The sequence below is a fragment of the Zhouia amylolytica AD3 genome, assembly GCF_000511935.2.
In the GTDB taxonomy this organism is placed as follows: Bacteria; Bacteroidota; Bacteroidia; order Flavobacteriales; family Flavobacteriaceae; genus Zhouia; species Zhouia amylolytica.
This window is the reverse complement of record NZ_AYXY01000031.1, coordinates 1-24,440: the sequence shown is the minus strand read 5'-3', so window position 1 is coordinate 24,440 and position 24,440 is coordinate 1. Positions and strand designations below refer to the sequence as shown.

General features: G+C 40.5%; 19 protein-coding genes. 10 read left to right on the top strand and 9 right to left on the bottom strand.

Annotated elements, in window-relative coordinates:
- Window positions 1-4: 4 nt before the first annotated feature.
- From P278_RS15405 to P278_RS15390, 4 genes are all read right to left on the bottom strand, one after another.
- Window positions 5-3,694: an efflux RND transporter permease subunit gene (locus P278_RS15405; RefSeq protein WP_038268808.1), complete on the bottom strand. Its 3,690-nt coding sequence runs from the start codon at window positions 3,692-3,694 to the stop codon at window positions 5-7.
- A gap of 127 nt (window positions 3,695-3,821) precedes the next feature.
- Window positions 3,822-4,238 (bottom strand): HYC_CC_PP family protein, encoded by a 417-nt coding sequence (locus P278_RS15400; protein WP_038268806.1) that lies wholly within the window; start codon window positions 4,236-4,238, stop codon window positions 3,822-3,824.
- A gap of 83 nt (window positions 4,239-4,321) precedes the next feature.
- The gene (locus P278_RS15395) at window positions 4,322-5,044 is read right to left on the bottom strand and encodes a LytR/AlgR family response regulator transcription factor (RefSeq protein ID WP_038268805.1); all 723 of its coding nucleotides are present in this window, start codon (window positions 5,042-5,044) and stop codon (window positions 4,322-4,324) included.
- A gap of 8 nt (window positions 5,045-5,052) precedes the next feature.
- Window positions 5,053-6,090 carry a sensor histidine kinase gene (locus P278_RS15390; protein WP_038268804.1) on the bottom strand — a complete coding sequence of 346 codons (1,038 nt, stop codon included), beginning with the start codon at window positions 6,088-6,090 and terminating at the stop codon, window positions 5,053-5,055.
- A gap of 227 nt (window positions 6,091-6,317) precedes the next feature.
- Between P278_RS15390 and P278_RS15385 the strand changes: the two genes are divergently transcribed.
- From P278_RS15385 to P278_RS15375, 3 genes are all read left to right on the top strand, one after another.
- Window positions 6,318-9,401, top strand: coding sequence for a SusC/RagA family TonB-linked outer membrane protein (locus P278_RS15385; protein WP_038268803.1), 3,084 nt, complete (start codon window positions 6,318-6,320; stop codon window positions 9,399-9,401).
- Window positions 9,402-9,405: 4 nt separating this feature from the next.
- Window positions 9,406-10,998 carry a RagB/SusD family nutrient uptake outer membrane protein gene (locus P278_RS15380; protein WP_038268802.1) on the top strand — a complete coding sequence of 531 codons (1,593 nt, stop codon included), beginning with the start codon at window positions 9,406-9,408 and terminating at the stop codon, window positions 10,996-10,998.
- Window positions 10,999-11,128: 130 nt separating this feature from the next.
- The gene (locus P278_RS15375) at window positions 11,129-13,426 is read left to right on the top strand and encodes a family 20 glycosylhydrolase (RefSeq protein WP_038268800.1); all 2,298 of its coding nucleotides are present in this window, start codon (window positions 11,129-11,131) and stop codon (window positions 13,424-13,426) included.
- A gap of 66 nt (window positions 13,427-13,492) precedes the next feature.
- Here P278_RS15375 and P278_RS15370 read toward each other — a convergent pair whose 3' ends face one another.
- Window positions 13,493-13,825, bottom strand: a complete 333-nt coding sequence (locus P278_RS15370; RefSeq protein WP_038268797.1) for a single-stranded DNA-binding protein — start codon at window positions 13,823-13,825, stop codon at window positions 13,493-13,495.
- Window positions 13,826-14,007: 182 nt separating this feature from the next.
- On the opposite strand from P278_RS15370, the gene P278_RS15365 reads away from it, so the two are divergent.
- Genes P278_RS15365 through P278_RS15355 form a run of 3 tightly spaced genes read left to right on the top strand, consistent with a single transcriptional unit; the run spans window position 14,008 to window position 15,423 of the window.
- Window positions 14,008-14,565, top strand: a complete 558-nt coding sequence (locus P278_RS15365) for an NUMOD4 domain-containing protein (protein WP_038268794.1) — start codon at window positions 14,008-14,010, stop codon at window positions 14,563-14,565.
- Between the two features lie 4 nt (window positions 14,566-14,569).
- Window positions 14,570-15,070, top strand: a complete 501-nt coding sequence (locus tag P278_RS15360; protein WP_038268792.1) for a DUF6265 family protein — start codon at window positions 14,570-14,572, stop codon at window positions 15,068-15,070.
- Between the two features lie 2 nt (window positions 15,071-15,072).
- Window positions 15,073-15,423 carry a hypothetical protein gene (locus P278_RS15355; protein WP_038268790.1) on the top strand — a complete coding sequence of 117 codons (351 nt, stop codon included), beginning with the start codon at window positions 15,073-15,075 and terminating at the stop codon, window positions 15,421-15,423.
- 28 nt (window positions 15,424-15,451) lie between these two features.
- On the opposite strand, the gene P278_RS15350 is transcribed toward P278_RS15355, so the two are convergent.
- Entirely contained in the window at window positions 15,452-15,913 is a 462-nt protein-coding gene (locus P278_RS15350; RefSeq protein WP_038268788.1) for a CBS domain-containing protein, read from the bottom strand.
- A 115-nt stretch (window positions 15,914-16,028) separates the two neighbouring features.
- On the opposite strand from P278_RS15350, the gene P278_RS15345 reads away from it, so the two are divergent.
- The 3 genes from P278_RS15345 to P278_RS15335 all read left to right on the top strand — a co-directional run bounded on the left by P278_RS15345 (window position 16,029) and on the right by P278_RS15335 (window position 19,913).
- Window positions 16,029-18,302: a M28 family peptidase gene (locus P278_RS15345; protein WP_038268786.1), complete on the top strand. Its 2,274-nt coding sequence runs from the start codon at window positions 16,029-16,031 to the stop codon at window positions 18,300-18,302.
- Complete coding sequence (locus tag P278_RS15340; protein ID WP_038268783.1) at window positions 18,295-19,098, top strand: NAD(P)H-binding protein; 804 nt, start codon at window positions 18,295-18,297, stop codon at window positions 19,096-19,098. Before P278_RS15345 ends, P278_RS15340 begins: the two co-directional genes overlap by 8 nt.
- 101 nt (window positions 19,099-19,199) lie before the next feature.
- Window positions 19,200-19,913 (top strand): hypothetical protein, encoded by a 714-nt coding sequence (locus tag P278_RS15335; RefSeq protein WP_038268781.1) that lies wholly within the window; start codon window positions 19,200-19,202, stop codon window positions 19,911-19,913.
- A 67-nt stretch (window positions 19,914-19,980) separates the two neighbouring features.
- Here P278_RS15335 and P278_RS15330 read toward each other — a convergent pair whose 3' ends face one another.
- From P278_RS15330 to P278_RS15320, 3 genes are all read right to left on the bottom strand, one after another.
- Window positions 19,981-22,059 carry a M13 family metallopeptidase gene (locus P278_RS15330; protein ID WP_038268779.1) on the bottom strand — a complete coding sequence of 693 codons (2,079 nt, stop codon included), beginning with the start codon at window positions 22,057-22,059 and terminating at the stop codon, window positions 19,981-19,983.
- Between the two features lie 110 nt (window positions 22,060-22,169).
- Window positions 22,170-22,667 (bottom strand): nuclear transport factor 2 family protein, encoded by a 498-nt coding sequence (locus P278_RS15325; protein WP_051413617.1) that lies wholly within the window; start codon window positions 22,665-22,667, stop codon window positions 22,170-22,172.
- The gene (locus P278_RS15320; RefSeq protein WP_038268777.1) at window positions 22,651-23,214 is read right to left on the bottom strand and encodes a hypothetical protein; all 564 of its coding nucleotides are present in this window, start codon (window positions 23,212-23,214) and stop codon (window positions 22,651-22,653) included. The genes P278_RS15325 and P278_RS15320 overlap by 17 nt, the downstream gene beginning before the upstream one ends.
- Before the next feature lie 179 nt (window positions 23,215-23,393).
- Between P278_RS15320 and P278_RS15315 the strand changes: the two genes are divergently transcribed.
- Window positions 23,394-24,353: an NAD-dependent epimerase/dehydratase family protein gene (locus P278_RS15315; protein WP_038268776.1), complete on the top strand. Its 960-nt coding sequence runs from the start codon at window positions 23,394-23,396 to the stop codon at window positions 24,351-24,353.
- The last annotated feature ends 87 nt before the right edge of the window (window positions 24,354-24,440 follow it).

Below are 24,440 nucleotides of genomic sequence, written 5' to 3'. Positions count from 1 at the left end.
CTATTTAAGCTTTCACACTTTTCAACTTTAGCCCCATTTCTTTCTTCCAGCTAAATAACACTGGTACTACAAACAAGGTGATCAATGCGATCAACATCCCTCCAAAGCTTGGAATAGCCATTGGAATCATAATATCACTTCCTCGTCCTGTAGATGTTAACACCGGCAGCAATGCCAACATGGTGGTTGCTGTGGTCATCAGACATGGTCGAATACGCTTTTCTCCAGCTTCTACTACAGAGGCTCTAATTTCACTAACCTCTTTAGGTTTATTTCTATCGAAGGTTTGGGTTAAATAGGTTGCCATTACTACTCCGTCGTCTGTGGCGATCCCGAACAATGCGATAAATCCGACCCAGACGGCAACACTGAGGTTGATGGTATGCATTTGGAAGAGTTCTCTCAGGTTGGTTCCGAAAATGCTAAAGTTCATGAACCAGTCTTGTCCGTAGAACCAGATTAGTACAAAACCACCGGCAAAGGCTACTGCGATTCCGGAGAAGACCATTAAAGAAGTTGCAACAGATCTGAACTGGAAATACAAGATCAGGAAAATTACCAATAATGATAAAGGTACTACCAGTGAAAGGGTTTTCTCAGCTCTGATCTGATTTTCATAAGTCCCGGTAAACTGATAGTTAATTCCCTTAGGAACGGTCAGCTCTCCGCTATCGATTTTATCCTGAATGGCCTGTTGTGCTTTTTCTACAACATCCACTTCTGCAAAATCATCTAATTTATCAAACAGCACATACCCTACTAAGAAGGTGTCTTCACTTTTGATAACTTGTGCTCCCTGTTCGTACTTAATGGTCACCAATTCACTTAAAGGCACAGGTGCATTATTATCGACAGGAACATATATATTTTCAAGGTCTTCCGGCGAACTTCTCAATTCTCTAGGGTAGCGCACTCGCACTCCATAGCGTTCTCTTCCTTCGACGGTTTGTGACAGCATTTTACCTCCAACGGCCACTTCTATAATCTGTTGTACTCTTTCAATAGAGATCCCATAGCGGATTAATTTATTACGGTCGATATCGAGGAGTAAGTATGGTTTACCGACAATACGATCGGCAAAAACCGCTTCTTTCTTCACCCCTTCAACACTTTTCAGAATGGGCTCCAGGGCGAGTCCAAAATCTTCAATTTGCTTGAGGTCTTGTCCTTTCACTTTGATTCCCATTGGGGCACGCATTCCTGTTTGCAGCATGACCAATCGGGTTTGAATTGGCTGCAATTTAGGTGCTGACGTTACGCCTGGCAATTTGGTAACGGTCACTATTTCATTCCAGATATCATCTGGTGACTTGATGTGTTCTCGCCAGTTTCTATAAAATTCACCATCTTCATCTTCTATCAGGTTGGCGGTATCGACCACGGTTCCAGAGCTTATGAAGTTCCCGTTTTTCAACTCAAACATACCTTCATCATTTACCTTAAACCGTACTCTTTCTCCTTCCTTATTCAGGATGTATTCCGGTTTATAGATGATCACATTTTCATACATGGAAAGTGGTGCAGGATCGAGTGCAGATTCAACTCTCCCTGCTTTACCCACGACAGTTTCAATTTCGGGAATGGTTGCTACGGCCATATCCAATTGTTGCAGTACTCGTTTATTTTCTTCCACTCCGGCATGCGGTAAGGAGGTTGGCATGAGTAAAAAGGATCCTTCATCTAATGCAGGCATGAATTCTTTTCCTGTATTTTTCATGATCAGAAAACCACAAACCACAATTACGGTTGGAATAGATAAAAACAAGATTTTATTGGCCAGGGCCCATTTTAGTATTCTCACATAATATCTTCTGAAGAGGGTAAATATCCCCAGCAATCCGAAGGCAATTACACCTACAAAAATCAGGTTGATAAAGATACTCCTATCAACGCCCAGCGGTCGCCAGTATTCCGCTAAGAAGTACACAATGGCAAAAGCTGAAATAACTACATTACTAAGGTTTGACTGATCTTTATTGATCTTCCCTTGATTTTTTAGCCAGGCAGAGATTCCGAAAGCCATTAAAATAACTCCTAAGAAATATCCTAAAACCAATATAAGGAGTCCGAGTCCCACCAGGATAATATTGATAATCTGAGCAATATTCTTTCTCGTTTTATTCTTTCTAAAAATAAAGGCAGCAAAAGGAGGTATCAAAAACAGGGCAACAATAATTGATGCTGTCAGGGCCATGGTTTTGGTAAAAGCCAATGGTCTGAACAGCTTCCCTTCGGCCCCGGTCATGGTAAATACCGGAATAAAGCTAATAATCGTAGTAAGTACTGCGGTTAATATGGCTCCTGATACTTCTTTGGTAGCATTGAACACCACCTGATTGATCGGAAGTTGATTACCGTCTTCATCCAGGTGCCTGATTATATTTTCGGAGAGAATTACGCCGACATCCACCATGGTTCCAATGGCGATGGCGATTCCTGACAGGGCCACAATATTGGCATCCACATGAAACAGTTTCATGGTAATAAACACCATAAGTACAGCCACCGGTAATAAACCGGAGATTAATATTGAGGCTCTCAGGTTAAACACCATGATAATAATTACCAATACGGTAATCAGCACCTCCATGGTGAGTGCTTCATTTAATGTCTGTAGCGTTTCCTGTATTAATTCTGTTCTATCGTAGAAAGGGACAATCGTTAGTTGCGAGGTACGGCCATCGGCTAATTCTTTTGATGGCAATCCGGCACTAATTTCATTGATCTTTTCTTTTACATTGTTAATCACCTCGAGCGGATTGGCGCCGTATCTTGCTACTACCACACCTCCTGCTACTTCGGCACCTTCTTTATCCAGTATACCTCTTCTTGGGGCGGGACCCAGTTTAACTTTGGCGATATCCTTCACCCGAATAGATACGTAGTCGCTTACGGTAACCACGGCATTCTCGATATCCTCGATGGACTTCACATATCCCAGTCCACGTACCAGGTATTCGACCTGGTTGATCTCGATGGTCTGTGCACCCACATCTCTATTGGATTCTTTTACGGCTTTCACTACGGCATCGAGGCCGATATTATATTGTTTCAGAAGTTCCGGATCTACATCTATTTGGTATTCCTGAACATACCCTCCGATAGAAGCAACTTCTGAAACACCACTTGCTGAAGACAGGGCGTATTTTACATAGTAATCCTGTACACTTCTCAGTTCGTGGAGATCCCACCCTCCTGTAACGTTTCCATTTTCATCTCTCCCTTCCAGGGTGTACCAGAAAATCTGTCCTAAGCCGGTGGCATCAGGCCCTAAACTTGGAGAAACCCCTTCTGGTAATAAGCCAGCCGGAAGGGAATTTAATTTTTCCAGAATTCGACTACGACTCCAGTAAAATTCCACATCTTCTTCAAATATCACATAGATACTTGAAAATCCGAACATGGAAGAGCTTCGAATGGTTTTCACTCCTGGTATTCCCAGCAATGAAGTTGTTAACGGATAGGTGATCTGATCCTCTATATCTTGTGGAGATCGACCGTCCCATTTGGTAAAAACGATCTGTTGGTTTTCTCCGATATCCGGAATTGCGTCTACTGCCACGGGATCTCTTGGCAATAGTTCTGTTTTCCAGTCGAAAGGTGCGTGTACCATTCCCCAGCCAACAAAAAGGCCTAAAAGAAGTACCGCTACCAGTTTATTTTCTATTAAAAATTTGATGCTTTTATTTAGCATGATCTACGTATTGAATAATTAAATGTTATCGTTTAGTTATAAACATCAACACAGCCTGGATCTCGATTAAACGGATTCCGGCGATACTTTAATACAATGAATCATTGCATTAAAATCAATACATCAATCAGATTAAAAAGACTTCATCAAGGATATGGATATCCTTGACTAGGAATGGAGGCGGGTAATTTTTATGAGGGATTACATTTTGTTCCAGCCCCTCAAATAGGTTAATATAGGTATAAACAAAAGAGGCTAAGAAAACCTGCTGTTGAAAATCGAGATCATTTACTGAGGTTTTTACTTCATCTTGTCCTTCGACCAATTTAATCTGGTCGGTACAACAAGAGGATTTTTGAAAAGAACACTCGTCATCTTTACTCGATTGTTGAAGTTGCATCCCACAAGTTTCAGCTTGTGTTACTACTGCCACATCCACTAAAAAATCACCACAATAGTGTTTGCTCACGGCAAAAGACACGGTTGAGAAGAGCACTAAAAGTGCCATGGTCATGGATGATATTTTATGGAAGTATTCCTTCATTTCGAAATCAAAAGTACAAAAAAAATGGTTTTACCTCGCTCTTTAACAAAAGTTTGAGTTTTTGTTCGCCCATAGACCTGGGGTTAATCGGTTAGAAGATTGCCTCTGTCTTTGAGTATTTTCTGTTTGGCATTAGCTGCAAAATTTCTTCCTATCGGGATTCTTTTATTATGAATCTGGATCATATTCCCTTCCAGTAATTTAACCTTATCGATCGCTATGGTATAGGATTTATGGACGCGGACGAAACATTCATCCGGCAATTCTTCGGTGATACTGCTAATGGACTTATGAGAGACATAGGTACCTTCGACCGTGGTTACTTTTATATAATCTTTTAAGCTTTCAATAAAGAGGATATCTTTCAGGTATACTTTAACCAGTTTTTTATCCACTTTCAGAAATAAGTGGCTGTCTTGTTTAAAGCCATTTTGTTCCCCTCTTTTTTCGGCCAGCACATTTTTTAGTTTGTTGATTGCTTTCAGGAACCTACTGAAAGGAATTGGTTTCACGAGGTAGTCCAGCACGTCGAACTCATAGCTTTCGAGGGCGTATTCTTTATAGGCGGTTGTTAGGATTATTTGCGGGTATTCAGGAAGCGTTTTAAGAAATTCCAAACCACTCATTCGGGGCATATTAATATCCAGGAAAATAACATCAATATTTCCTTTTTCCAGGGCAGGTAAGGCATCTATCGGATTGTTGAACACTCCTGCAATTTCAATATTCTTTAAATCTTCCAGATGTGTTTGAATTACACTAATGGCTAAGGCTTCATCATCGATTATAAGGCATCTGATATCCATGTGTTTTTTTACTTTATTGGTACTTGCAACAGTACTTCATATGTATCATCCTTGTCAAATATATCTAACTTATGCTTATTACCATATAAAATATCTAATCTTCTCTCTACATTTTTAACCCCGATTCCATTTATATTGTTCGATCTCGCATTGGCATTGAAGGTGTTTTTACATTTAAAAAGCAACTGTCCGTCGAGTCTTTCAAAGTCGATATCCAGGGTCATCCCATTGGTGTTTCTTAGTCCATGTTTAAAAGCATTTTCGATAAACGGGAGAAAGATCAGCGGGGCGACTTTTATATTATCAATATCTCCACTGATACCGATATTTATATCTACCAAATTACCAAAACGGATCTTCTCCAGTTCAACATAATTATCGATGTAATTGATTTCCTGTATAAGGTCTACTTTCTTTTTATTGGCATCATATATAATGTATTGCATTATTTCTGAGAGCTTTAGCACGACATCTGATGCCAGGGAGGATTTTTTAAGCGTTAGCGCGTATAGGTTATTGAGTGTATTAAAGTAAAAATGCGGTTGAATTTGCGATTTCAAGTATTTTAATTCTGTCTGATACTGCAGTTCTCTTAGTTGTTGATTTTGATTGCGTTCATAAATATAATCAGCGAAGAATTTAATGGCTGATGTTAGTCCGACCACGTATAATTCTCCAACCACTACGGCTACAATATGGTTAAACCCAAACGGTCTTTGTCCGCCTTCCGCTTCGGGCCAGATATCTTCGGTAACCAACCAAAAGTTAAGACCGGATCTAATTACGTAATGGGCTCCGAGGCAAATAACGAAGAGGACGGCATATTCTAAATATTTCTTTTTCAGAATAAACCTGGGGATCAAGAAATAAATATTGAAGTAGACCACCAATATATGTAAGGGAAACTCAACCAGATTTGATTTAAAGGAGTACCAGTAATCATCGAAGTAGCTTCCCCAGCGCACCACATTAAAAAGGAAATAGGCAATCCAGAAATACAAGTGATATTTCATGGGGATGGTTCTATTGGCGACTTGATCTTTCATTGAGAAATATGAATAAAAATGAACAAAATATTAAGTTTTCATCAGCAAATGAGGCGAAAATATACAACTATACGTGCTATAAATCAAAAAAGTGAAAAATATAAAAAATGCCATTTACGCAATGTCTAAAAGGTGCTGTTGTTTATTACGAAAACGTTGTCGTTTGTATAAAAAAAATTTTTAAGCATGGGCGTTACCCTACTTTGGAGCAAATAAAACCAAACAATATGAAACAAAATTTCTTAGCTTCAACTATTTTATTCTTTGTTTCCGTCTTCTGTTTGTCTGCTCAGGAAGTGGCCATTTCAGGGGTGGTAACATCGGCCCTCGACGGGAGCCCTTTGCCTGGGGTTAACATCCTTATCGTAGGGACCACTAACGGTACGCAAACGGACTTTGACGGGAATTACACCATAGATGTTTCAAAAGGCGAAACACTTAAGTTTTCATTTATCGGAATGAAGACCCAGGAAGTCGTTGTTGGAAATAACAGTACTATTAATATTCAACTTCAGGAGGATGCCCAGCAATTAGAGGGTGTTATTGTAACGGCTCTTGGTATATCTAAAGAGAAGAAAGCCCTGACCTATTCGGCACAGGAAGTAGGAGGTGATGAACTCACCAAAGTAAAACAGACCAACCCAATCAACAGCTTATCGGGTAAATCTGCTGGTTTAACCATCACCAAGAGTTCTTCAGGTTTAGGGGGTGCTGTGAAGGTTGTATTAAGGGGTAATGCCTCTACGACGAACAATGATCCGCTTTATGTTATCGATGGGGTTCCGATGTTAAACAACGGGAATGGTTCTAACGGAGCTGAACCCGGAACCGACATCTTCGGAAGTCAGACAGGAAACAGGGATGGTGGTGATGCCATGTCTTTAATCAATCCTGATGATATTGAAAGTATGACTGTTTTAAAGGGGGCATCTGCTTCGGCTCTTTATGGAAGTCAGGGTGCCAATGGTGTTATTTTAATTACCACCAAACGCGGTAAAGAAGGAGCGCTTTCAGTGAACTTCAACACCAGTTTCACTGTTGATAATGTGATGTCTTTACCAGAGCTTCAGTCTGAATATCAATCTGCTTCGGTGGATCAGCCTATTGCCGAGAACGGGCGTGTTACGGATCCTAAATCATGGGGAGCGAAGGCTGACGGCTTGAGCAATGATGCCAAAAGCTTTTTTAATACCGGGTATACTTCAATCAATGCATTGTCATTGACGGCAGGAAACCAAAAGGCACAGACTTATTTTTCTTATGCCAATACTTCTGCCAGTGGTGTAATTCCGGAAAACCGATTATTGAGAAATAATATTACACTTCGGGAAACTGCGAAGTTCTTAGATGACAAGATCGACGTTTCTGCGAGTATTAACTTATCAGACCAACGCATCTGGAACCGACCTACCAACGGTTTGTATTCGAATTCATTAACCGGACATTATTTACACCCTGTTGGTATCGATCGTGATATTTACAAGGACACCTTCGAATATTTCAACACCCAGACGAACATGATGGACCAATATGCTTCGTCATTTGATGAGAACATACAGCAAAACCCTTATTGGTTAACGTATCGCAGTCCGAGTAAGGATATCGCCCAGCGTGTTCTTGCGAATGCTTCGGTTAAATATCAAATCACCGATGCCTTTTCCATACAATCGAGAGGTAGTTTGGACAAGTCATTTTATACATTCGACAAAAGACAATATGCCGGAACTGATCCAGTTAACTCGGGAGAAAACGGAAGGTATATTTTGGAAAAAACAGAGAATACGCAGCAGTATATTGACTTCATTGCAAACTATGCGAGTGATCTGTCAGAGAATTTTTCTCTTACTGCTTTATTAGGTGCCAGCATGACCAAGTATCGTATTGGTGACAAGGTTTACCTTGATTCAGGTCGTGATGGATTAGGACTTAACTATCCGAATGTATTTAATATTGCCAATTTCGAAAACACGAACAACATTTATCAATCGGTTGGAAACCGCGAGGTACAATCGATATTTGCTTCCGCTAATTTTGACTATAAAGGTCTTTTATTTTTAGATGTTACCGGTAGAACCGACTGGTCTTCGACGCTAGTTAACACGGATTCGGAATCGTTCTTTTATCCATCTGTGGGGTTAACGGGTGTTTTGACTGAAATGATCTCTTTTCCGGAAGCGGTTTCATTTGCCAAGGTAAGAGCTTCATATGCGGAAGTTGGTAAAGACATTCCTGTTTATGCTACGGTACCGTTGTACGGTATCAATGCTACCAACACTGGTGTGAGTCCGGCTCCTTTTGCTCCTATTGAAGGAGAAACACTTGAACCGGAAAGACAAAAATCGTTCGAGATCGGAACGGAATGGAATTTCTTTCAGAGAAGGTTGGGAATTGATTTCACCTACTACAACACTAAAACACTTAACCAGATTTTCTTCATTCAAGCAGAGCCAAACCCTTATGGTTATCCTCAGAACATCGTAAATGCAGGTGAGATCACCAATAACGGGTTTGAGGTGGTTTTAAGCGGAAAGCCTATTGTTAATGACAATTTCAGCTGGAACACTGCCTTCAATTTTGCTCAGAACGACAACAAGGTTGTTTCGGTACACCCTTCTTTACAGGATGGTGAGGCTATCATTACGGCTCGCGGGGTTAACGGATATGAATATTCATTAATAGAGGGGGAAGATTTCGGTAGTATTAAAGCGCGATCTGTGGTAAGAGATGAGAACGGAACCCCTGTGATCAACGCTTCAGGTACCTTAATGGCTACAGACTTTGAAACGGTAGCTCATGCGCAACCGGACTTTACCTTAGGATGGAATAACTCAATTGATTATAAAGACTGGACCTTCAGCTTCCTTATCGACGGGAAATTTGGTGGTGATGTGATGAGTGTTACAGAGGCAGTGAATGACAAGTACGGAGTTTCACAGGCTACCGCAAATGCGAGAAACACTAACGGAGGTATGATCGACGTAGTTGATGAAAACGGGGCTCCTTCTCAGCTGTCGGCTCAAGAATACTACAATGCTGTTGGCGGCAGAGACGGTATGTTAGGAGAATATGTTTACGATGCTACCAATGTAAGCTTACGCGAGCTTTCTATCGGATACCGATTGAACATTGAAGATAGTTTTGTTCAGAACATGAATTTCTCTCTTATTGCCAACAACCTTTTCTTTTTCTATAAAGATGCTCCATTCGACCCTAATATTGCTGCCAGTACCGGTATTGGATTACAAGGTGTCGATATCTACAACCAGCCTTCTACGCGAAGTATTGGGTTAAACATTAACGTAAATTTCTAAGAAAATGAATCATATAATAAAATATACACTTGCTTCTTTAGCGGTACTCAGTTTAACCAATTGTACTGATAGTTTTGAAGACACCAATTCAAATCCCTATGGAATTACATTAGAAAGTTTAACACAGCGTAACAATCATATCGGGACTAAGTTCGCGCCGATGTTTGCTAATGTCATTCGTGTTGAACCTGCATGGAACTATCAGTTACAGCAAAATTTAAATGCGGATGTATTTTCGGGTTATATGACGGCTCCCACTCCTTTTGCCGGTAACATCAATAATCAGACTTATAGCCTGGTAAACGGGTGGAACGGATTCATCTGGATCGATGCCTATGATTCAAATAGCGGTAACGGGGTGATGCCTCATGCGAAAGACATCAATGACATTGTAGCGGCATCGGGGGACACAAGTGGCGAAAAATTTGTTCACCTTGCCAATATCATCAAGGTGATGGCCATGCATCGTGTATCGGATGTATTCGGGCCTATTCGCTATTCTAAGTTCAACGAATTTGCCACTTCAGGGGAATACGATTCTCAGGAAACTGCTTATAAGTCATTCTTTACGGATCTTGATGCAGCTATATCAGGCTTAGAATCTGAAGTAGGCAGCAGTCAGTTCGTCGACTTCGATCAGTCTTCTTTCCAGGGAGATATTGCCAAGTGGCGCATGTTCGCTAATTCATTACGATTAAGGTTGGCCATACGCGTTTCTAAGGTGGATCCGGCCCTGGCGAAAACTGAGGGAGAAAAGGCCCTGGCCAGCAATGCGGGTTTATTAGCATCCGAAGACATGGAAGTAGATATGGGCGGTTTTGTGCATCCGATAGAGACCATCAGTAATGTATGGGGAGATATTTGTATGAGTTCGGAGATGGAATCTATTTTAAAAGGATTCAATGACGGTCGTATCGAAAAGTATTTTTCTGCACCTGAGGATCCTTCATTGGGCGATTACAAAGGAATCAGAATGGGGATCGAGATCGAGGCCAAGTCGCAATACGGGAGTCATTCAAAGATCGGGGAGGTTATACAAGGTACTTCGAAGGTATGGATGACCTCGGCGGAGGTTCATTTTTTAAAGGCTGAAGCTGCTTTAAGAGGCTGGGCTGGTGCCGGAGATGCTAAAACAAATTATGAAAATGGTGTCAGAGCTTCTTTCGAACAACACGGTGTTGGCGGAGTTGACAATTATTTAGCTGATAACACCAGTACTCCTGCCGACTTTGTCGATGCTTTAAATGCAGCCAATGACTATAGTTACCCGAGTACGGTAACGATTGCCTATAACGAAGCGGGAAGCTTAGAAGAACAATTAGAGCAGATTATTACCCAGAAATGGATTGCGATGTTTCCTGACGGGCAGGAAGCCTGGAGCGAATACCGAAGAACCGGATATCCGCAGGTATTTCCTGTGGTAGTTAACAACAGTGGTGGTACAATTGACACTGATATTCAAATTCGAAGAATCAATTTTGTCGACAGTGAGAAGAACACCAATGGTGCTAATGTTGACATTGCTACTTCGTACTTGAAAGGTCCGGATAACGGAGGCACCAGGTTATGGTGGGACACTGGTAATTCTAACTTTTAATTGAAGTAGCACTCAAATATAATATCTAATAAGGGGCAGGTTACACAGCTTGCCTCTTATTCAACTGATTAAAAAAAGTACTATCTTAAAATACCGAAAAACCTATTTTAAATAGTCTAACCATTTCATTATGAAAAAGTATTCATTGTTCTTTCTGTCTTTATTGCTTTTACTCATTGTATTTTCCTGTACAGAGGATCGCAATATTGTTGTTGTTGACGATATCAACATCATACCCCAACCCAACCAAATTACACCAAAGGAAGGACACTTTTTCTTATCGAATCAAACATCTTATAACTTTGAGGATCTGAAGTTAGCACCCATAGCGGATCATTTCAAACAACAGCTTCAAGAACTGCACGGGCTTTCGATCGGAGCAAATGATGCCAGTGATAATATGATCGAAATGAAAATCGACTCTTCGCTAAGCTTAGGTCCAGAGGGTTATCATTTAGAAATCTCAAAAAACAAAATCGGCATTGCAGCTCCATCTCCGCGAGGGGTATTCTACGGGTTACAATCCTTACTACAAATGCTCCCAATGAGCACAGGAGGCTTTCCGAATGAAGCAATAAACTATCAAATACCGGCAACTGAAATCATTGATGAACCTGCATTTAAATGGCGAGGTTTAATGTTAGACGTATCGCGTCATTTTTATTCGGTTGCCTTTATAAAGAAACACCTTGACATACTCTCTATGTTCAAGATTAATAAATTTCACTGGCACCTTACGGACGATCAGGGTTGGCGAATGGAAATAAAGGCCTACCCGAAATTAACTAAAATCGGTTCTAAGCGCAAAGATGACGATGGATCTATTTATGGGGGTTACTATACTCAGGAAGAGATCAAAGATGTAGTGAACTACGCCAGGGAACGATTTATTGATGTGGTTCCGGAATTTGATATCCCGGGTCATATGATGGCTGCTCTGGCGGCTTATCCAAATTTAGCTTGTACCCCTAAGCACTATGAGGTAAGAACCTTATGGGGTGTAGAGACAAATATTTTATGCGCCGGAAAGGAGGACACCTATACTTTTATGTCGACGGTCATCGATGAAATGGCTACTATGTTCCCTTATGAATACTATCATATGGGTGGAGATGAAACTCCTACAGATAAATGGAAGTTATGTTCTTTATGTCAGCAAAAAATGAAACAGTATGGCTTAGCCAATGAGCATGAATTAAAGAGTTATGTAATGGCTGAAGTAGAAAAAATGCTTCATGCGCATGATAAGAAGATGATTGGTTGGGATGAGATCCTGGAGGGCGGGATTACTGCGACCACTAATATCATGTCGTGGCAGGGAGAAGAAGGAGGTATTAAAGCTGCTAATGCGGGCCATGATGTTATTATGACTCCTTCCAGTTATTTGTATTTAAATTTTTACCAGGGTGATCTCAATGTGGAGCCCATGGCTTTCGGGGGCGATGTTCCATTAAAGAAGGTATATCAATACGATCCTATCCCTCATGAGATTGAGGCAAGCAGGCAACATCATATTTTGGGTGCTCAGGCCAATGTATGGACCGAATATGTGGAGCAAGATTCGATGTTAGCTTATTTAATGTATCCCCGAGCCATTGCACTTTCTGAATCCTTATGGAGTAGGGAGCACGATTACGAAGATTTTTTAAAGAGGTTAAATCAGCTATATCCAAAGCTGGATGCATTGGAGGTTAATTATCATATTCCATTACCAGAGGGGCCTGAAACCAGGACTTTAAAGTTCCTTGACAGTATTACGATCCCGTTTCATACGACGCAGCCGGTAAAGATGGTATATACCACGGATGGCACCTCTCCAACGATGGATAGCCAGGTATACGAGGGGCCTTTCAACTTTAAGGAAAATACCACTTTAAAAATAGCGTCTGTACTAGATCACGGAAAGGTAAGTTTAGTAAATGAATTTAAGATCGTTAAAACCAAACTAAAGGCATCTTTAGATACGATTCCTGCGGGTCAGGGGCTTGAGATGAGTATTGCCAAAGGCATTTTCAATGATCCGGATCAGATTAATCCGGAATTATTCAAAAGCGCGGGGGTTATAGATTCATTAGCCGCGGCCAACAAAACCTATTATTGGGGGCATTCTATCGATTCGACCCAATTTAAGGCAGTGATATTGGAGGGTATGATCGAAATCCCGGAAGACCATCTGTACACCTTTTCCAGTTTACAGGATCGCATATGGATTGGTGACAGTTTAGTTATAGACAATGCCAACAGTATCAGGAAACACCCAAAACAAGGTATGATTGCATTGCAGAAAGGTTTTCATAAGTTGCAGATATTGTATATCAACAATATCAAAAAAGGATGGGCGACTGATTGGAATACCGTGGAATTACAGTTTAAGAAAAATAATGACAGTATATACAGAAAGGTAAAGTCTAACATGCTTTATCGTTAGTTAGTTGTTTAGTTTAACAAAAAAGGGTCGTGCTGCCACACGACCCTTTTTCTCAACTAACCCCAATTACTTACCCAGCATCAGAAGTTCATTGCAACTGATCTCGGTAATGTAACGTTTTGTGCCTTCTTTAGTTTCATAACTGCGGGAAGTTAATTTACCATCGATGGCTACTTCTTTTCCTTTGTTCAAGTACTTTTCTGTTATTTCAGCGGTTTTACCCCAGGCCACTATATTATGCCATTGCGTTTCCTGAATTAATTCACCCTTAGCATTTCGATAACTATCATTGGTCGCTATGGAAAATTTGGCCAGTTTCTTGCCACTTTCAAGGTTAATAATTTCCGGATCGTTTCCGAGGTTTCCGATGAGTTGTACTCTGTTTCTAAGTGTTTTCATGATATAAAAATTTAAATGAACTATTATTTGTTCTGGTTTCGTTAGGCAAATATGAATGAGGTGGGTTATGATAATCGTATAATAAGCAGTTACTTTCGTTTATAAGCGATTGTAAACGTTTGTAGTCGGTTATAATTCATATTTTTTTTTGTATTTTTAGGACCCCCTTAAACCTTGAAATAATGATTATTAATTTAAAGAATGAGATCTGGAAAGACCTCAGTAAAGACGTTTGGAAGAAAAACGAACGTTATAAGGTCTCCAATTACGGTCGGATCATCAGCTACAAAGCGGATCCGGACGGAAAACTTTTAGAACCTGGAAAGGTTGGTGGATATCCTGCCACAACAGCAATTAAGAAAGATGGCAAAAATGAGATCATCTTTATTCACAGGGCTGTTGCGGAATTATTCTTAGAGAATCCTGAGGAAAAGAAGTTTGTTATCCACAAAGACTTTGTCAAGGACAATAATTTTGTGCAGAACCTGGAGTGGGCAACCCAAAAGGAATTGACCAAGCACAATAGCAAAAATCCAAAAGTTATCGCTGCTAAGGAGCGTCAAAAGACGAAGCCTACCTACAGCAAGCTGAACGAAGCCAAGGTAAGGCTTATCAAAAGAAAAATTAACGACCCCAATCGCCGAACTCGATTGCGACTTATTGCCAAACAATTTGGAATATCTGAAATGCAATTATACCGGATCAAATCGGGAGAAAACTGGGGTCATGTAGAACCATGACAAAATGAAGTTTAAGGCCACTGTTGTACTTTGCTTACTTAATTTTTATGCGTTTTCACAAACTGCCAACACTTTAACTATAAGTGAGGATCACACTCCTGTTAAGGCAAGTATTGAGGAGGTAGCATGGCTTGAAGGGTATTGGCAAGGCGCAGCATTAGGCGGAACTGCAGAGGAAATATGGAGTGCTCCTATGGGTCGCTCCATGATGTTTTCCTTTAAGCTAACCGCCAATGATGAAGTGGTATTCTACGAACTTGGTTATATTAAAGAAGTTGACCATTCTCTCCTTTTGCAATTAAAGCATTTTGACAAGCATCTTCACGGATGGGAAAAGCAAGATGAAACTGTTGATTTTCCGTTTATTTCCAAATCGGGGAATCGAATCTATTTCGACGGACTAACCTTTGAAAAGCGGGGTGCTCGGGAAATGATTGTTTATGTGGCCTCTAAAGATAAATCGGGTGCACTTTCTGAACTTGTATTTAATTACAAAAAGAAATAGTTATGGAGCGTGTTTGTCTTGAATGCAATACCAAAATAAATGGCAGAGCTGACAAGAAATTTTGCAATGATTATTGCCGTAATGCTTATAACAACAGGTTAAATAAGAAAAGTAAAAACCTCATCAGGAACATTAACAATCGACTTAAAAAGAACTATCGAATTCTCGAGGAATTGAATCCGAACGGAAAACGCAAGACGACCAAGTCGATGCTTTTAGACAAAGGCTTTGACTTTGAATATGTCACAAACCTATATCATACCAAAAGCGGGACCACCTATTACTTCGTATACGACTTAGGTTACCTTCCTTTGGATCATGATTATTATATGCTTGTGAAACGAAACGGTTGATAAAGTATTTTTGTACAAATATCAGTTTTTACCAGTTTTGACCGCTTAAACGCAGTGCGGCTTTAACGATATCCTTTCTACTTATCTGACCGACAAGTCTCCCATCCTCCACTACCGGAAACCTTCTTCGGTGTCCTTTATAAAACTGGGATGCAGCGTCAAATATACTCACATCGTTTCTGATGGTTTCCACATCTTTTGTCATAAAGTGCTCGACATTTTTTTCCAGAATAGGCATATTGAAATATCGGCTTTCTGATATCTGCTTCATACAATCGGCTTCTGAAATTATACCGACTAAATTTCCCATATCATCCACTACCGGTCCTCCGGAAATGCGATGCTTTATAAACAGCTCCATTACTTCCAGAACAGATTGTTCCGGTTTGAATGTAATAAGGTTCTTCGTCATATAATCCTCGACCAATATTGGCGCTTTATATTCCTTTTTTACCTCTTCTCTCGGCCCTTGAAAACTCTTAATCCCCATAGTATTACATTTTAAATAGTTTGGTTAGCTTTTTAAATTTACTGAATTTTAACGTATTAAATAAATAAAAATTAACCAAAGCTCAAAATTTTGATAACTTTATAAAAAAAACCAGATGAAGAACCTTTCCGCTGTATTCTCTTTTTTTCTTATTGTACTTGCCACTTACTGGAGTTTTCATTCACTAATGCCTCAGAGCATTTCTAAGTCCACTACCCCTGATGATCAATTTTCGACGGAACGTGCGCTTTCTCATGTACTCCAAATTTCGAAGGAACCTCATTTTGTCGGGGCAGCGAATCATAAAGTTGTGCGGGATTATATTGTAACGGAGCTGCAAAAACTTGGGCTTAAAGTTGAGTTGCAAGAGGGATATACCGGGGGTGACTGGGGGAATTTAAGTAAGGCGACCAATATTATTTCAAAAATTGAAGGAACCGGTAACGGGCGCTCGCTGGTCTTGATGACTCATTACGACAGCAATCCGCATTCATCACTGGGAGCTAGTGATGCCGGTAGTGGCGTTGCTGCCATTCTTGAGGGAGTGAGGGCTTACCTGGCTACAGACAAAAAACCCTTAAACGACATCATTATACTCATCACCGATGCTGAAGAACTCGGCTTAAACGGAGCTCAGCTTTTTGTTAATGAACATCCGTGGACTGAAAACATCGGGGTAATCCTGAATTTTGAAGCCCGGGGTAGCGGTGGACCGAGTTATATGCTTATGGAAACCAACGGAAGTAATTCGAAACTCATCGAGCATTTCGTTGAGGCCGATCCGGAATTCCCGGTAGCCAATTCCCTGGCCTATAGCATTTACAAGAAGCTTCCTAACGATACAGATCTTACTGTTTTCAGAGAGGACGCTGATATTGACGGTTTTAATTTTGCTTTTATAGACGATCATTTTGATTATCATACGGCGATGGACAATTACGAACGTCTGGATCGTAACACGCTGGAACATCAGGGCAGTTACCTTATGCCATTGTTAAATTATTTCAGCCAGGAAAATCTAAGTGATCTTAAATCGGATACGGACTTTGTGTTTTTTAACGTCCCATTTTTTAAGATGGTAACCTATCCGTTCAGCTGGATCTTACCGATGCTCATTCTTTCTGTTTTGGTCTTTATCGGCTTAATCATAGCAGGCATCCGAAGCAAAAAGATCGTTTTAAAAGAGGTCGGCATAGGCTTTTTGGCATTTGTTGCTGCCGTTGCCTTATCAGCGCTTATTGGTTTTTATGCCTGGCCGCTATTAAAAGGGCTTTACCCACAGTACAATGACATTTTACATGGATTTACTTATAATGGTCATTCCTATATTGCATTTTTTGCGATGTTGAGTATTGCTATTTGTTTTGGCATATACAGCAGGATTAAGGAGGTACGACCTGTTAATCTTCTGGTGGCTCCTATTTTGTTCTGGCTGGTTATATGTGGCTATGTAGCTTTCAATTTGGAAGGTGCCAGTTTTTTCATCATACCTGTTATCGCTGCACTGGTTTCCTTTGGCATCTTATTACGTCAGGAGAAGCCCAGTATCTTATTGTTGACTCTTTTGGCTATTCCGGGACTTTTCATCCTTGCACCATTTGTTCAGATGTTTCCGGTGGCGTTAGGATTAAAAATTTTAATTGCCAGCAGTTTACTAACCGTTTTAATCTTTGGGCTGAGCCTTTCGGTCTTCGGGTTTTACAAGAGTAAGAAAACTTTAGCCATTATCTTTTTCATCATAGCCATATTCTATTTCGGGAAAGCTCACGTGCATTCAGGGTTTGACGAGAACAGACCAAATCCGACCAGCCTGGTTTATTTGCTGGATGCCGATGCTAATAAGGCCACGTGGAACACTTATAATACAGCTCTGGACTCGTGGACTTCAAAATACATTACGGATGACAGGGTGACTTCTACGGAAGGGCATCATTTCAGTAGTAAGTATAAAACCGGTTTCACTTATTCTTCGGAAGCACCGGTAAAAAATATTGACCTACCAGACATTCGGATGAAGCAGGATACGGTGATCAATAATGAGCGTCATGTAAAGATTTGTATTACTCCTCATCGCCATGTGAATCGATTAGAGCTTTTCTCATCGACTCCATTTATTGAATGTCATGCAAATGGAATTGTTTTTGATAAAAACTACCTTAAAAATAGGGGCGATCGTTTACTTACGCATTATATTAGCCACAATGAAGACACGGAACTCTATTTGGTTTCCAAGGTGAATGAACCTATAGAAATTACGTTGTACGAGTCTTCTAACGATCTATTAAACGGCATTGATTTTAACATACCACAAAGGGCTTCCGATGCTATTCCGATGCCTTTTGTTCTAAACGATGCCATTATAATTAAAAAAACAATTCGTATTGAATAACAAAATAGCCATATTGGGTTGTGGATGGCTTGGACTTCCACTGGCAAAACAATTCGTTAAAAGCGGATATCTTGTTCATGGCTCGACCACATCTGAAGACAAAATCAATCTCTTAAAGGATTCAGGAATCACCCCTTTTAAGATTGCGCTACACGAAGATCATATCGAAGGGGATATGGATGCATTTCTCGAAGGTGTTGAGACCATCATCATTAATGTTCCTCCTAAGCTCAGAAGGGCTTCTGCGGAAAACTATGTCTTAAAAATCGAGACCCTAATTAAAGCCATTGAAAAGACGGCAGTTAAAAAAGTACTTTTTGTGAGCAGCACCTCGGTTTATGGCAATAGTAAGGAGGTAATTACTGAAGAAAGTCGTCGTGAACCGACCACTGAGAGTGGACGGCAACTTGTAGAAGTTGAAGACTTTCTAAACGAACAAAGCAATTTTAAAACCACTATCGTTAGATTCAGTGGGTTGATTGGCGATGAACGGAATCCTGCTAACTTTCTTTCGGGTAAAGAAAACCTTCCGAATCCGGAGGCTCCGGTGAACCTGGTCCATCAGAATGACTGCATAGGTATTCTCATAAAAATACTTGAAGGTGAACACTGGAATACGAGCTTTAATGTGGCGTATCCCAGGCATCCTTCTAAGGAAACTTATTATCATCAAAAGGCAGTGGAAAAGAACCTTGAACCGCCACAATTTAATCATAGCGGTGAATCATCGGGGAAGACTATTGCCTCTGACAGGGTGATCGAGGTATTGAATTATCAGTTTACAACTGACATTTAAAGCTTTAGCAAATCATTTGGAAAATAATTCAAATATTTTAATAGTTTTGGAAGCTGTTAACTATTAGCGCAAATTGAACTCATTAATCAATAATATTTAAAATGAAGAAATTTTTATTGGTCTTTATTGCAGGTACGGCCTGTTTCAGTGCTGCTGCACAATCTAACACAGAACTAAAGACACATTACGAAGCTTATTATAAGCAAATGAAAACGCAGGGTGATATGCGAGGGGCTATTAATGCGCTTACTCATTTAAACGTTCTTAATCCGAGTCAGGAACGCACGGATACCTTAGCTTATTATTATGCCAACAGCGGTCAGAACTTACAAGCAGTAAAACTTTTAGGAACTGAAAAGGATCCTCAGGCGTCTGACCTGGCAGTAGAAGTAAAAGCTGCAGCACTTAAGGCTTTAAATCAACCACAACTGGCTGTTCAGCAATACGATATTCTATTTGGTCGAAAGCCTGATGTATATTTGGCTTATGACCTACTGGACCTGAACCTTCAGATCGGGAAGACGGCTGAAGCAAAAACATATCTTGATTATGGTATTGCCAATGCAAAGGATGATGAAATGTTACCTTTTTACCAGAGCAATCCTCCTTACCAGGTGCCGATAAAAGCGGCGTTCATCTACCAGAAGGGATTGTATGAATACAACCAGGACAAATCACAATTGGACACTGCTATAGCGACTATAGACGAAGCTTTGGCGATCGCTCCTAATTTCAAATTAGCGCAACAAATCAGAGAGATCTTAGTAAAGCAAAAAGAAGCTCCTGCTACTCCTGAAGCTTCAGACAAGCAATAATAATTTTCATATTAAATAAAAAAACCGAGCTAAAGCAGCTCGGTTTTTTTATTTATGTTTTTTTCAATTACCAGATCTTCACACGTTCTTCAGGAGCCAGGTACATTCCGTCATTTTCAGTAATATCGAAGGCATCGTAAAAGGCCTCAATATTTAGTAAAGGTTGTGTGGCTCTGTAGCGTCCCGGAGAATGCGGGTCGGTTTTCACCTGATTCTTCAAGGCTTCATCCCTGGATTTTGTTCTCCATACAGTAGCCCAGGACATAAAGAAACGTTGTTCAGGGGTATACCCATCTATTTCTCCAGGGTTCCCGTTTTCTTTTAAATGAATCTGGAGTCCGTCGTAAGCGGCATTTACCCCTCCCAGGTCTCCAATATTTTCACCCAAGGTAAATTTACCGTTGATATGTACTCCAGGAAGCACTTCTATTTTACTGTACTGAGCTGCTAGCGAGTCTCCAAGGCGGTTAAACTCTTCAAGGTCTTTATCTGTCCACCAGTTTACCAGGTTTCCATCGGCATCGTAATCGGCCCCACTATCGTCAAATCCGTGAGAGATCTCATGACCTATTACGGCTCCAATACCTCCATAGTTTACTGCTGCATCTGCGGTAAAGTTGAAGAATGGTGGTTGCAGGATGGCTGCCGGGAATACAATTTCATTATACGAAGGATTGTAATAGGCATTCACAATTTGTGGCGCCATGAACCATTCTGATTTATCGACCGGTTTCCCCAGCTTTTCCAAATCTCTTTTGAAGTTCCACTCAGCTGCATTCAATCCGTTTTGCAAGTAGGAACCTCCGTCTTTGGTACTTTTAACTACGAGATCAGAGTAATCTTTCCATTCATCAGGATATCCTACTTTGATGGTAGTCTTGGTAAGCTTTTCTATGGCTTTTTTCTTGGTTTCTTCATCCATCCAAGGCAAGGCGTTTATACGAGTCTCGTAGGCTTTAATGATATTCTGGATCATTGTTTCCGCCTGTGCTTTTGCTTCCGGCGGGAATACTTCTTCCACATATAGTTTACCCAGTGCCTCTCCTAAGGTCCAGTTGATCGTTTGCAAGGCTCTTTCATCACGAGCACGTTGTTCCTGAGCTCCTCTGAGTGTTTTGCTATAGAACTCCCAATTTGCGTATTCGATCTCTGTAGTCAGCATTGATGCCGCATCGTTGAGGGCGGTCCACCTAAGATATGCTTTAATATCCTCTATATGATCATTAGCAATGGTATTGGACAGGGATTTGAAATAATCTAATTGCGAGATATTTACTGTATCAACACTTGCTGCTCCTATTCCTTCCAGGTATTTTTCCCAATTCACCGACGAGGCCATTTTCTGAAGATCGGTAATCGCTGTCGGATTATAGGTTAAACTTGGATCTCTGCGCTGTACTTTATCTAGTCTTGGTTTTGCCAATTTGGTTTCGAATGCCAGAATTTGCGCTGCTTCTTTTTGTGCTGTCGCTTCATCGTATCCGATAAACTGAAGCATTCTGGTTATGTGGGCTGTATATTTATCACGGATTTCCTGAGAATCTTCATCTTCTAAAAGGTAGTAATCTCTGTCTGGCAAACCTAAGGCTCCCGCTCCTATAGAGGCTCTGTTTTTGTTACTGTCTTTGGCATCTGCTCCTACTCCAAATCCGAATAGGCCGGCTCCTCCTTTTGGTTCCATTTCTATGAGAAATGCCTGTAGGCCGTCGATATCTTCTATGGCATTTATTTTATCTAAATACGGTTGTAATGGTGCTACTCCCTGCTCGTTTCTCGAAACAGTATCCATAATGGATTGAAACAGATACACTGCTTTCGCCTGATCGGAGTTAGGATCGAGATTGGGATCGTTCACTGCTTGTTTCAGGATATTCAGGGCATCTTCATCTGTTTTCTGACGAAGCTCATAAAAGCTACCCCATGATGCTCTACTAGGTGGAATTTCGGTATCGTCGAGCCACTTTCCGTTTACGTAACGGAAGAAATCGTTTTTTGGACTTACTGTGGTATCCATGAGTTCAAGGTTGATACCCGGAATTTTTTCTGCCACAGCTACCTCTTCTTTTTTGGCATCTGTTTTACAAGCCACTACTGTTGCGATGGTTAGTGCTCCAAGGGCAACGGGCTTTAGAAAATTAACTTTCATAATTTGTGATTAGATTTTAGTTGTATGCAATGTAAACAAAAACCTAATTCACTTTCCAGTTCTCGAAGAAATTAACAGATGTTTATGAGGAAAATTCTCATCTAAGGTCCTTATTGTTTCAGACTGTTTATCAACTTATTATCAAAGTTTTCTTTGATTTGTATGAGCTGGTCAACATTTTCATTTGGTACGGCAATGGAGAGTACATATTGTGCTATTTTCCATTGGCCATTTACTTTTTTCAGAACGCCGGAGCCTCTGCAAATTTTCATTTGGGTATCGAGTAATTCATCGAACCAGGCACTATTTTGATCCGAACTCAGGTAAACGTTTCTTTCGAGCGCCTTAAAGCTCCATGCTTTTCCTTTATCGAAGAAGGGCTTTGCAAATTTTTTGAAGGCTTCGAGCTGCCAGTTCTCGGTGGGATCGGTTCCGATAAAGACGGCATCGTTTGTCATTTTTGAAAAGTAGCTATCGAAATCGGCTTCTGCGGCAGCGAGGTGCCAGGCGTCTATAAGGGTATTGATCTCTTTTTCTTGCGCTGGTAACTGCTGACTGAAAAGTAATATCGGCAATAGCAGGCATATAAGTTTACTCAGGCTCTTCATTTTGGTTCTTGGTATTTTCTATTTTTTGGTCGATGGAGTCAATGGTTTGCAGCACCTTTTCATAGGCTTTTTCCCTAAAAGATTCACCCATCTGAGCTTCGAGTTCGTTATAAGCGGTAACGACGGAAACTTGCAGTTTGTTTAATTCTTTATCTCGTCCCTGATCGTCGGATACTGATCTTGTTTTCAGAATGAATGTTTTTAGTACTAACAGTCTACTTTTAATTGCAGGGATCTGTAGTTTTTCAGGGAATTCTGATTTTTCCAATTCCTCCATTAACCTGATAAGTTCATCTAAGGACAAGGATAGGTTATCGGCTTGCAATTTCTGGAACTTGGTCATTTCTTCATTGAAAAGTTCCCACGCTTCCCATTCCCCTATCTGCTCCTGAACGCTGGCATCAAAAGTCATTATTTCGGGTACAGACTGCTTGGCTGCAACCTCCTGTTGCTCTCCTTGTTCTGCTCCCTGCTCTGTATCCTTTTTATTACCGCATGATACGATGAGGAAGGATGACAGTAATACTAATACAATGTATCTATTCATAGATGCGAATATAGTACATTTTTAAACTTTAGAGACTCCGCAAAAAGAAACTAAACAACGGTTTATTTATTTCGTATAGTTTCTTTTTAAGGCTTGATGTATAGATATTTTCAAGAAATAGTATCATAATCTGAATGTAATGACTAAATTTGCGTCCATATTTTAAAACACAACAGGTAATGCCAAATATTTTAATTATTGGTGCTTGCGGGCAAATAGGAACTGAACTAACGGTTGCACTAAGAGATAGATATGGTAAAGACGCGGTAATTGCTTCAGATATCCGTGAAGGTAATGAGGAATTAATGCAGGCCGGTCCTTTTGAAATTTTAGATGCTACTGACAGCGCGGCTATTGAGAAGATTGTTGAAAAACATCAGATTACAGATGTTTATTTAATGGCGGCGATGCTTTCTGCGGTTGCGGAGAAGCATCCATTAAAGGCATGGGATCTGAACATGAATTCTTTACTTCACGTGCTGAACCTGGCTCGTGATAAGAAGATCGAGAAGGTGTTCTGGCCAAGTTCGATTGCTGTTTTCGGTCCGACTACTCCAAAAGACCATACGCCACAGCGTACGATCATGGAGCCTACAACAGTTTATGGTATCAGCAAACAAGCGGGAGAGCGTTGGTGTGAGTATTATTTCAACAAGTATGGGGTTGATGTACGAAGCATCAGGTATCCTGGTTTGATCAGTTATAAGACGTTACCTGGTGGTGGTACTACGGATTATGCGGTAGATATTTATCACAAAGCATTAACAGACGGGCAATACACCAGCTTTTTAGATCAAGGCACCTATTTACCTATGATGTATATGGATGATGCTATTCATGCTACCATCAGTATCATGGATGCGGATCGCGAGGCTGTTAAAATACGTTCGTCATACAACTTAAGCGGAATGAGCTTTGCTCCGGAAGATATGGAAGTGAGCATTCAGAAGCATATTCCGGATTTCAAACTGGATTACAATCCGGATTTCAGACAAGATATTGCAGACACATGGCCGAATAGTGTTGACGATAGTGCTGCTCAAGAGGATTGGGGATGGAGCAGTAAGATTGCTCTTGATGAAATGACTGAGATCATGCTTACTAATTTAAAATCTTATTACAAGAAGGAGTCGCTTTAGATCTTTCTTTATTAACATATAAACGCTCTTTGATTCCTGTTTTATTACGGAATTGGAGAGCGTTTTTTATTTGACATTCCGCACTTG

What these genes read in the sequence shown, in the direction of transcription:
- P278_RS15405 (WP_038268808.1), bottom strand. Translation starts at nt 3,694, where the DNA reads ATGCTAAATAAAAGCATCAAATTTTTAATAGAAAATAAACTGGTAGCG.
- P278_RS15400 (WP_038268806.1), bottom strand. Translation starts at nt 4,238, where the DNA reads ATGAAGGAATACTTCCATAAAATATCATCCATGACCATGGCACTTTTA.
- P278_RS15395 (WP_038268805.1), bottom strand. Translation starts at nt 5,044, where the DNA reads ATGGATATCAGATGCCTTATAATCGATGATGAAGCCTTAGCCATTAGT.
- P278_RS15390 (WP_038268804.1), bottom strand. Translation starts at nt 6,090, where the DNA reads ATGAAAGATCAAGTCGCCAATAGAACCATCCCCATGAAATATCACTTG.
- P278_RS15385 (WP_038268803.1), top strand. Translation starts at nt 6,318, where the DNA reads ATGAAACAAAATTTCTTAGCTTCAACTATTTTATTCTTTGTTTCCGTC.
- P278_RS15380 (WP_038268802.1), top strand. Translation starts at nt 9,406, where the DNA reads ATGAATCATATAATAAAATATACACTTGCTTCTTTAGCGGTACTCAGT.
- P278_RS15375 (WP_038268800.1), top strand. Translation starts at nt 11,129, where the DNA reads ATGAAAAAGTATTCATTGTTCTTTCTGTCTTTATTGCTTTTACTCATT.
- P278_RS15370 (WP_038268797.1), bottom strand. Translation starts at nt 13,825, where the DNA reads ATGAAAACACTTAGAAACAGAGTACAACTCATCGGAAACCTCGGAAAC.
- P278_RS15365 (WP_038268794.1), top strand. Translation starts at nt 14,008, where the DNA reads ATGATTATTAATTTAAAGAATGAGATCTGGAAAGACCTCAGTAAAGAC.
- P278_RS15360 (WP_038268792.1), top strand. Translation starts at nt 14,570, where the DNA reads ATGAAGTTTAAGGCCACTGTTGTACTTTGCTTACTTAATTTTTATGCG.
- P278_RS15355 (WP_038268790.1), top strand. Translation starts at nt 15,073, where the DNA reads ATGGAGCGTGTTTGTCTTGAATGCAATACCAAAATAAATGGCAGAGCT.
- P278_RS15350 (WP_038268788.1), bottom strand. Translation starts at nt 15,913, where the DNA reads ATGGGGATTAAGAGTTTTCAAGGGCCGAGAGAAGAGGTAAAAAAGGAA.
- P278_RS15345 (WP_038268786.1), top strand. Translation starts at nt 16,029, where the DNA reads ATGAAGAACCTTTCCGCTGTATTCTCTTTTTTTCTTATTGTACTTGCC.
- P278_RS15335 (WP_038268781.1), top strand. Translation starts at nt 19,200, where the DNA reads ATGAAGAAATTTTTATTGGTCTTTATTGCAGGTACGGCCTGTTTCAGT.
- P278_RS15330 (WP_038268779.1), bottom strand. Translation starts at nt 22,059, where the DNA reads ATGAAAGTTAATTTTCTAAAGCCCGTTGCCCTTGGAGCACTAACCATC.
- P278_RS15325 (WP_051413617.1), bottom strand. Translation starts at nt 22,667, where the DNA reads ATGAAGAGCCTGAGTAAACTTATATGCCTGCTATTGCCGATATTACTT.
- P278_RS15320 (WP_038268777.1), bottom strand. Translation starts at nt 23,214, where the DNA reads ATGAATAGATACATTGTATTAGTATTACTGTCATCCTTCCTCATCGTA.
- P278_RS15315 (WP_038268776.1), top strand. Translation starts at nt 23,394, where the DNA reads ATGCCAAATATTTTAATTATTGGTGCTTGCGGGCAAATAGGAACTGAA.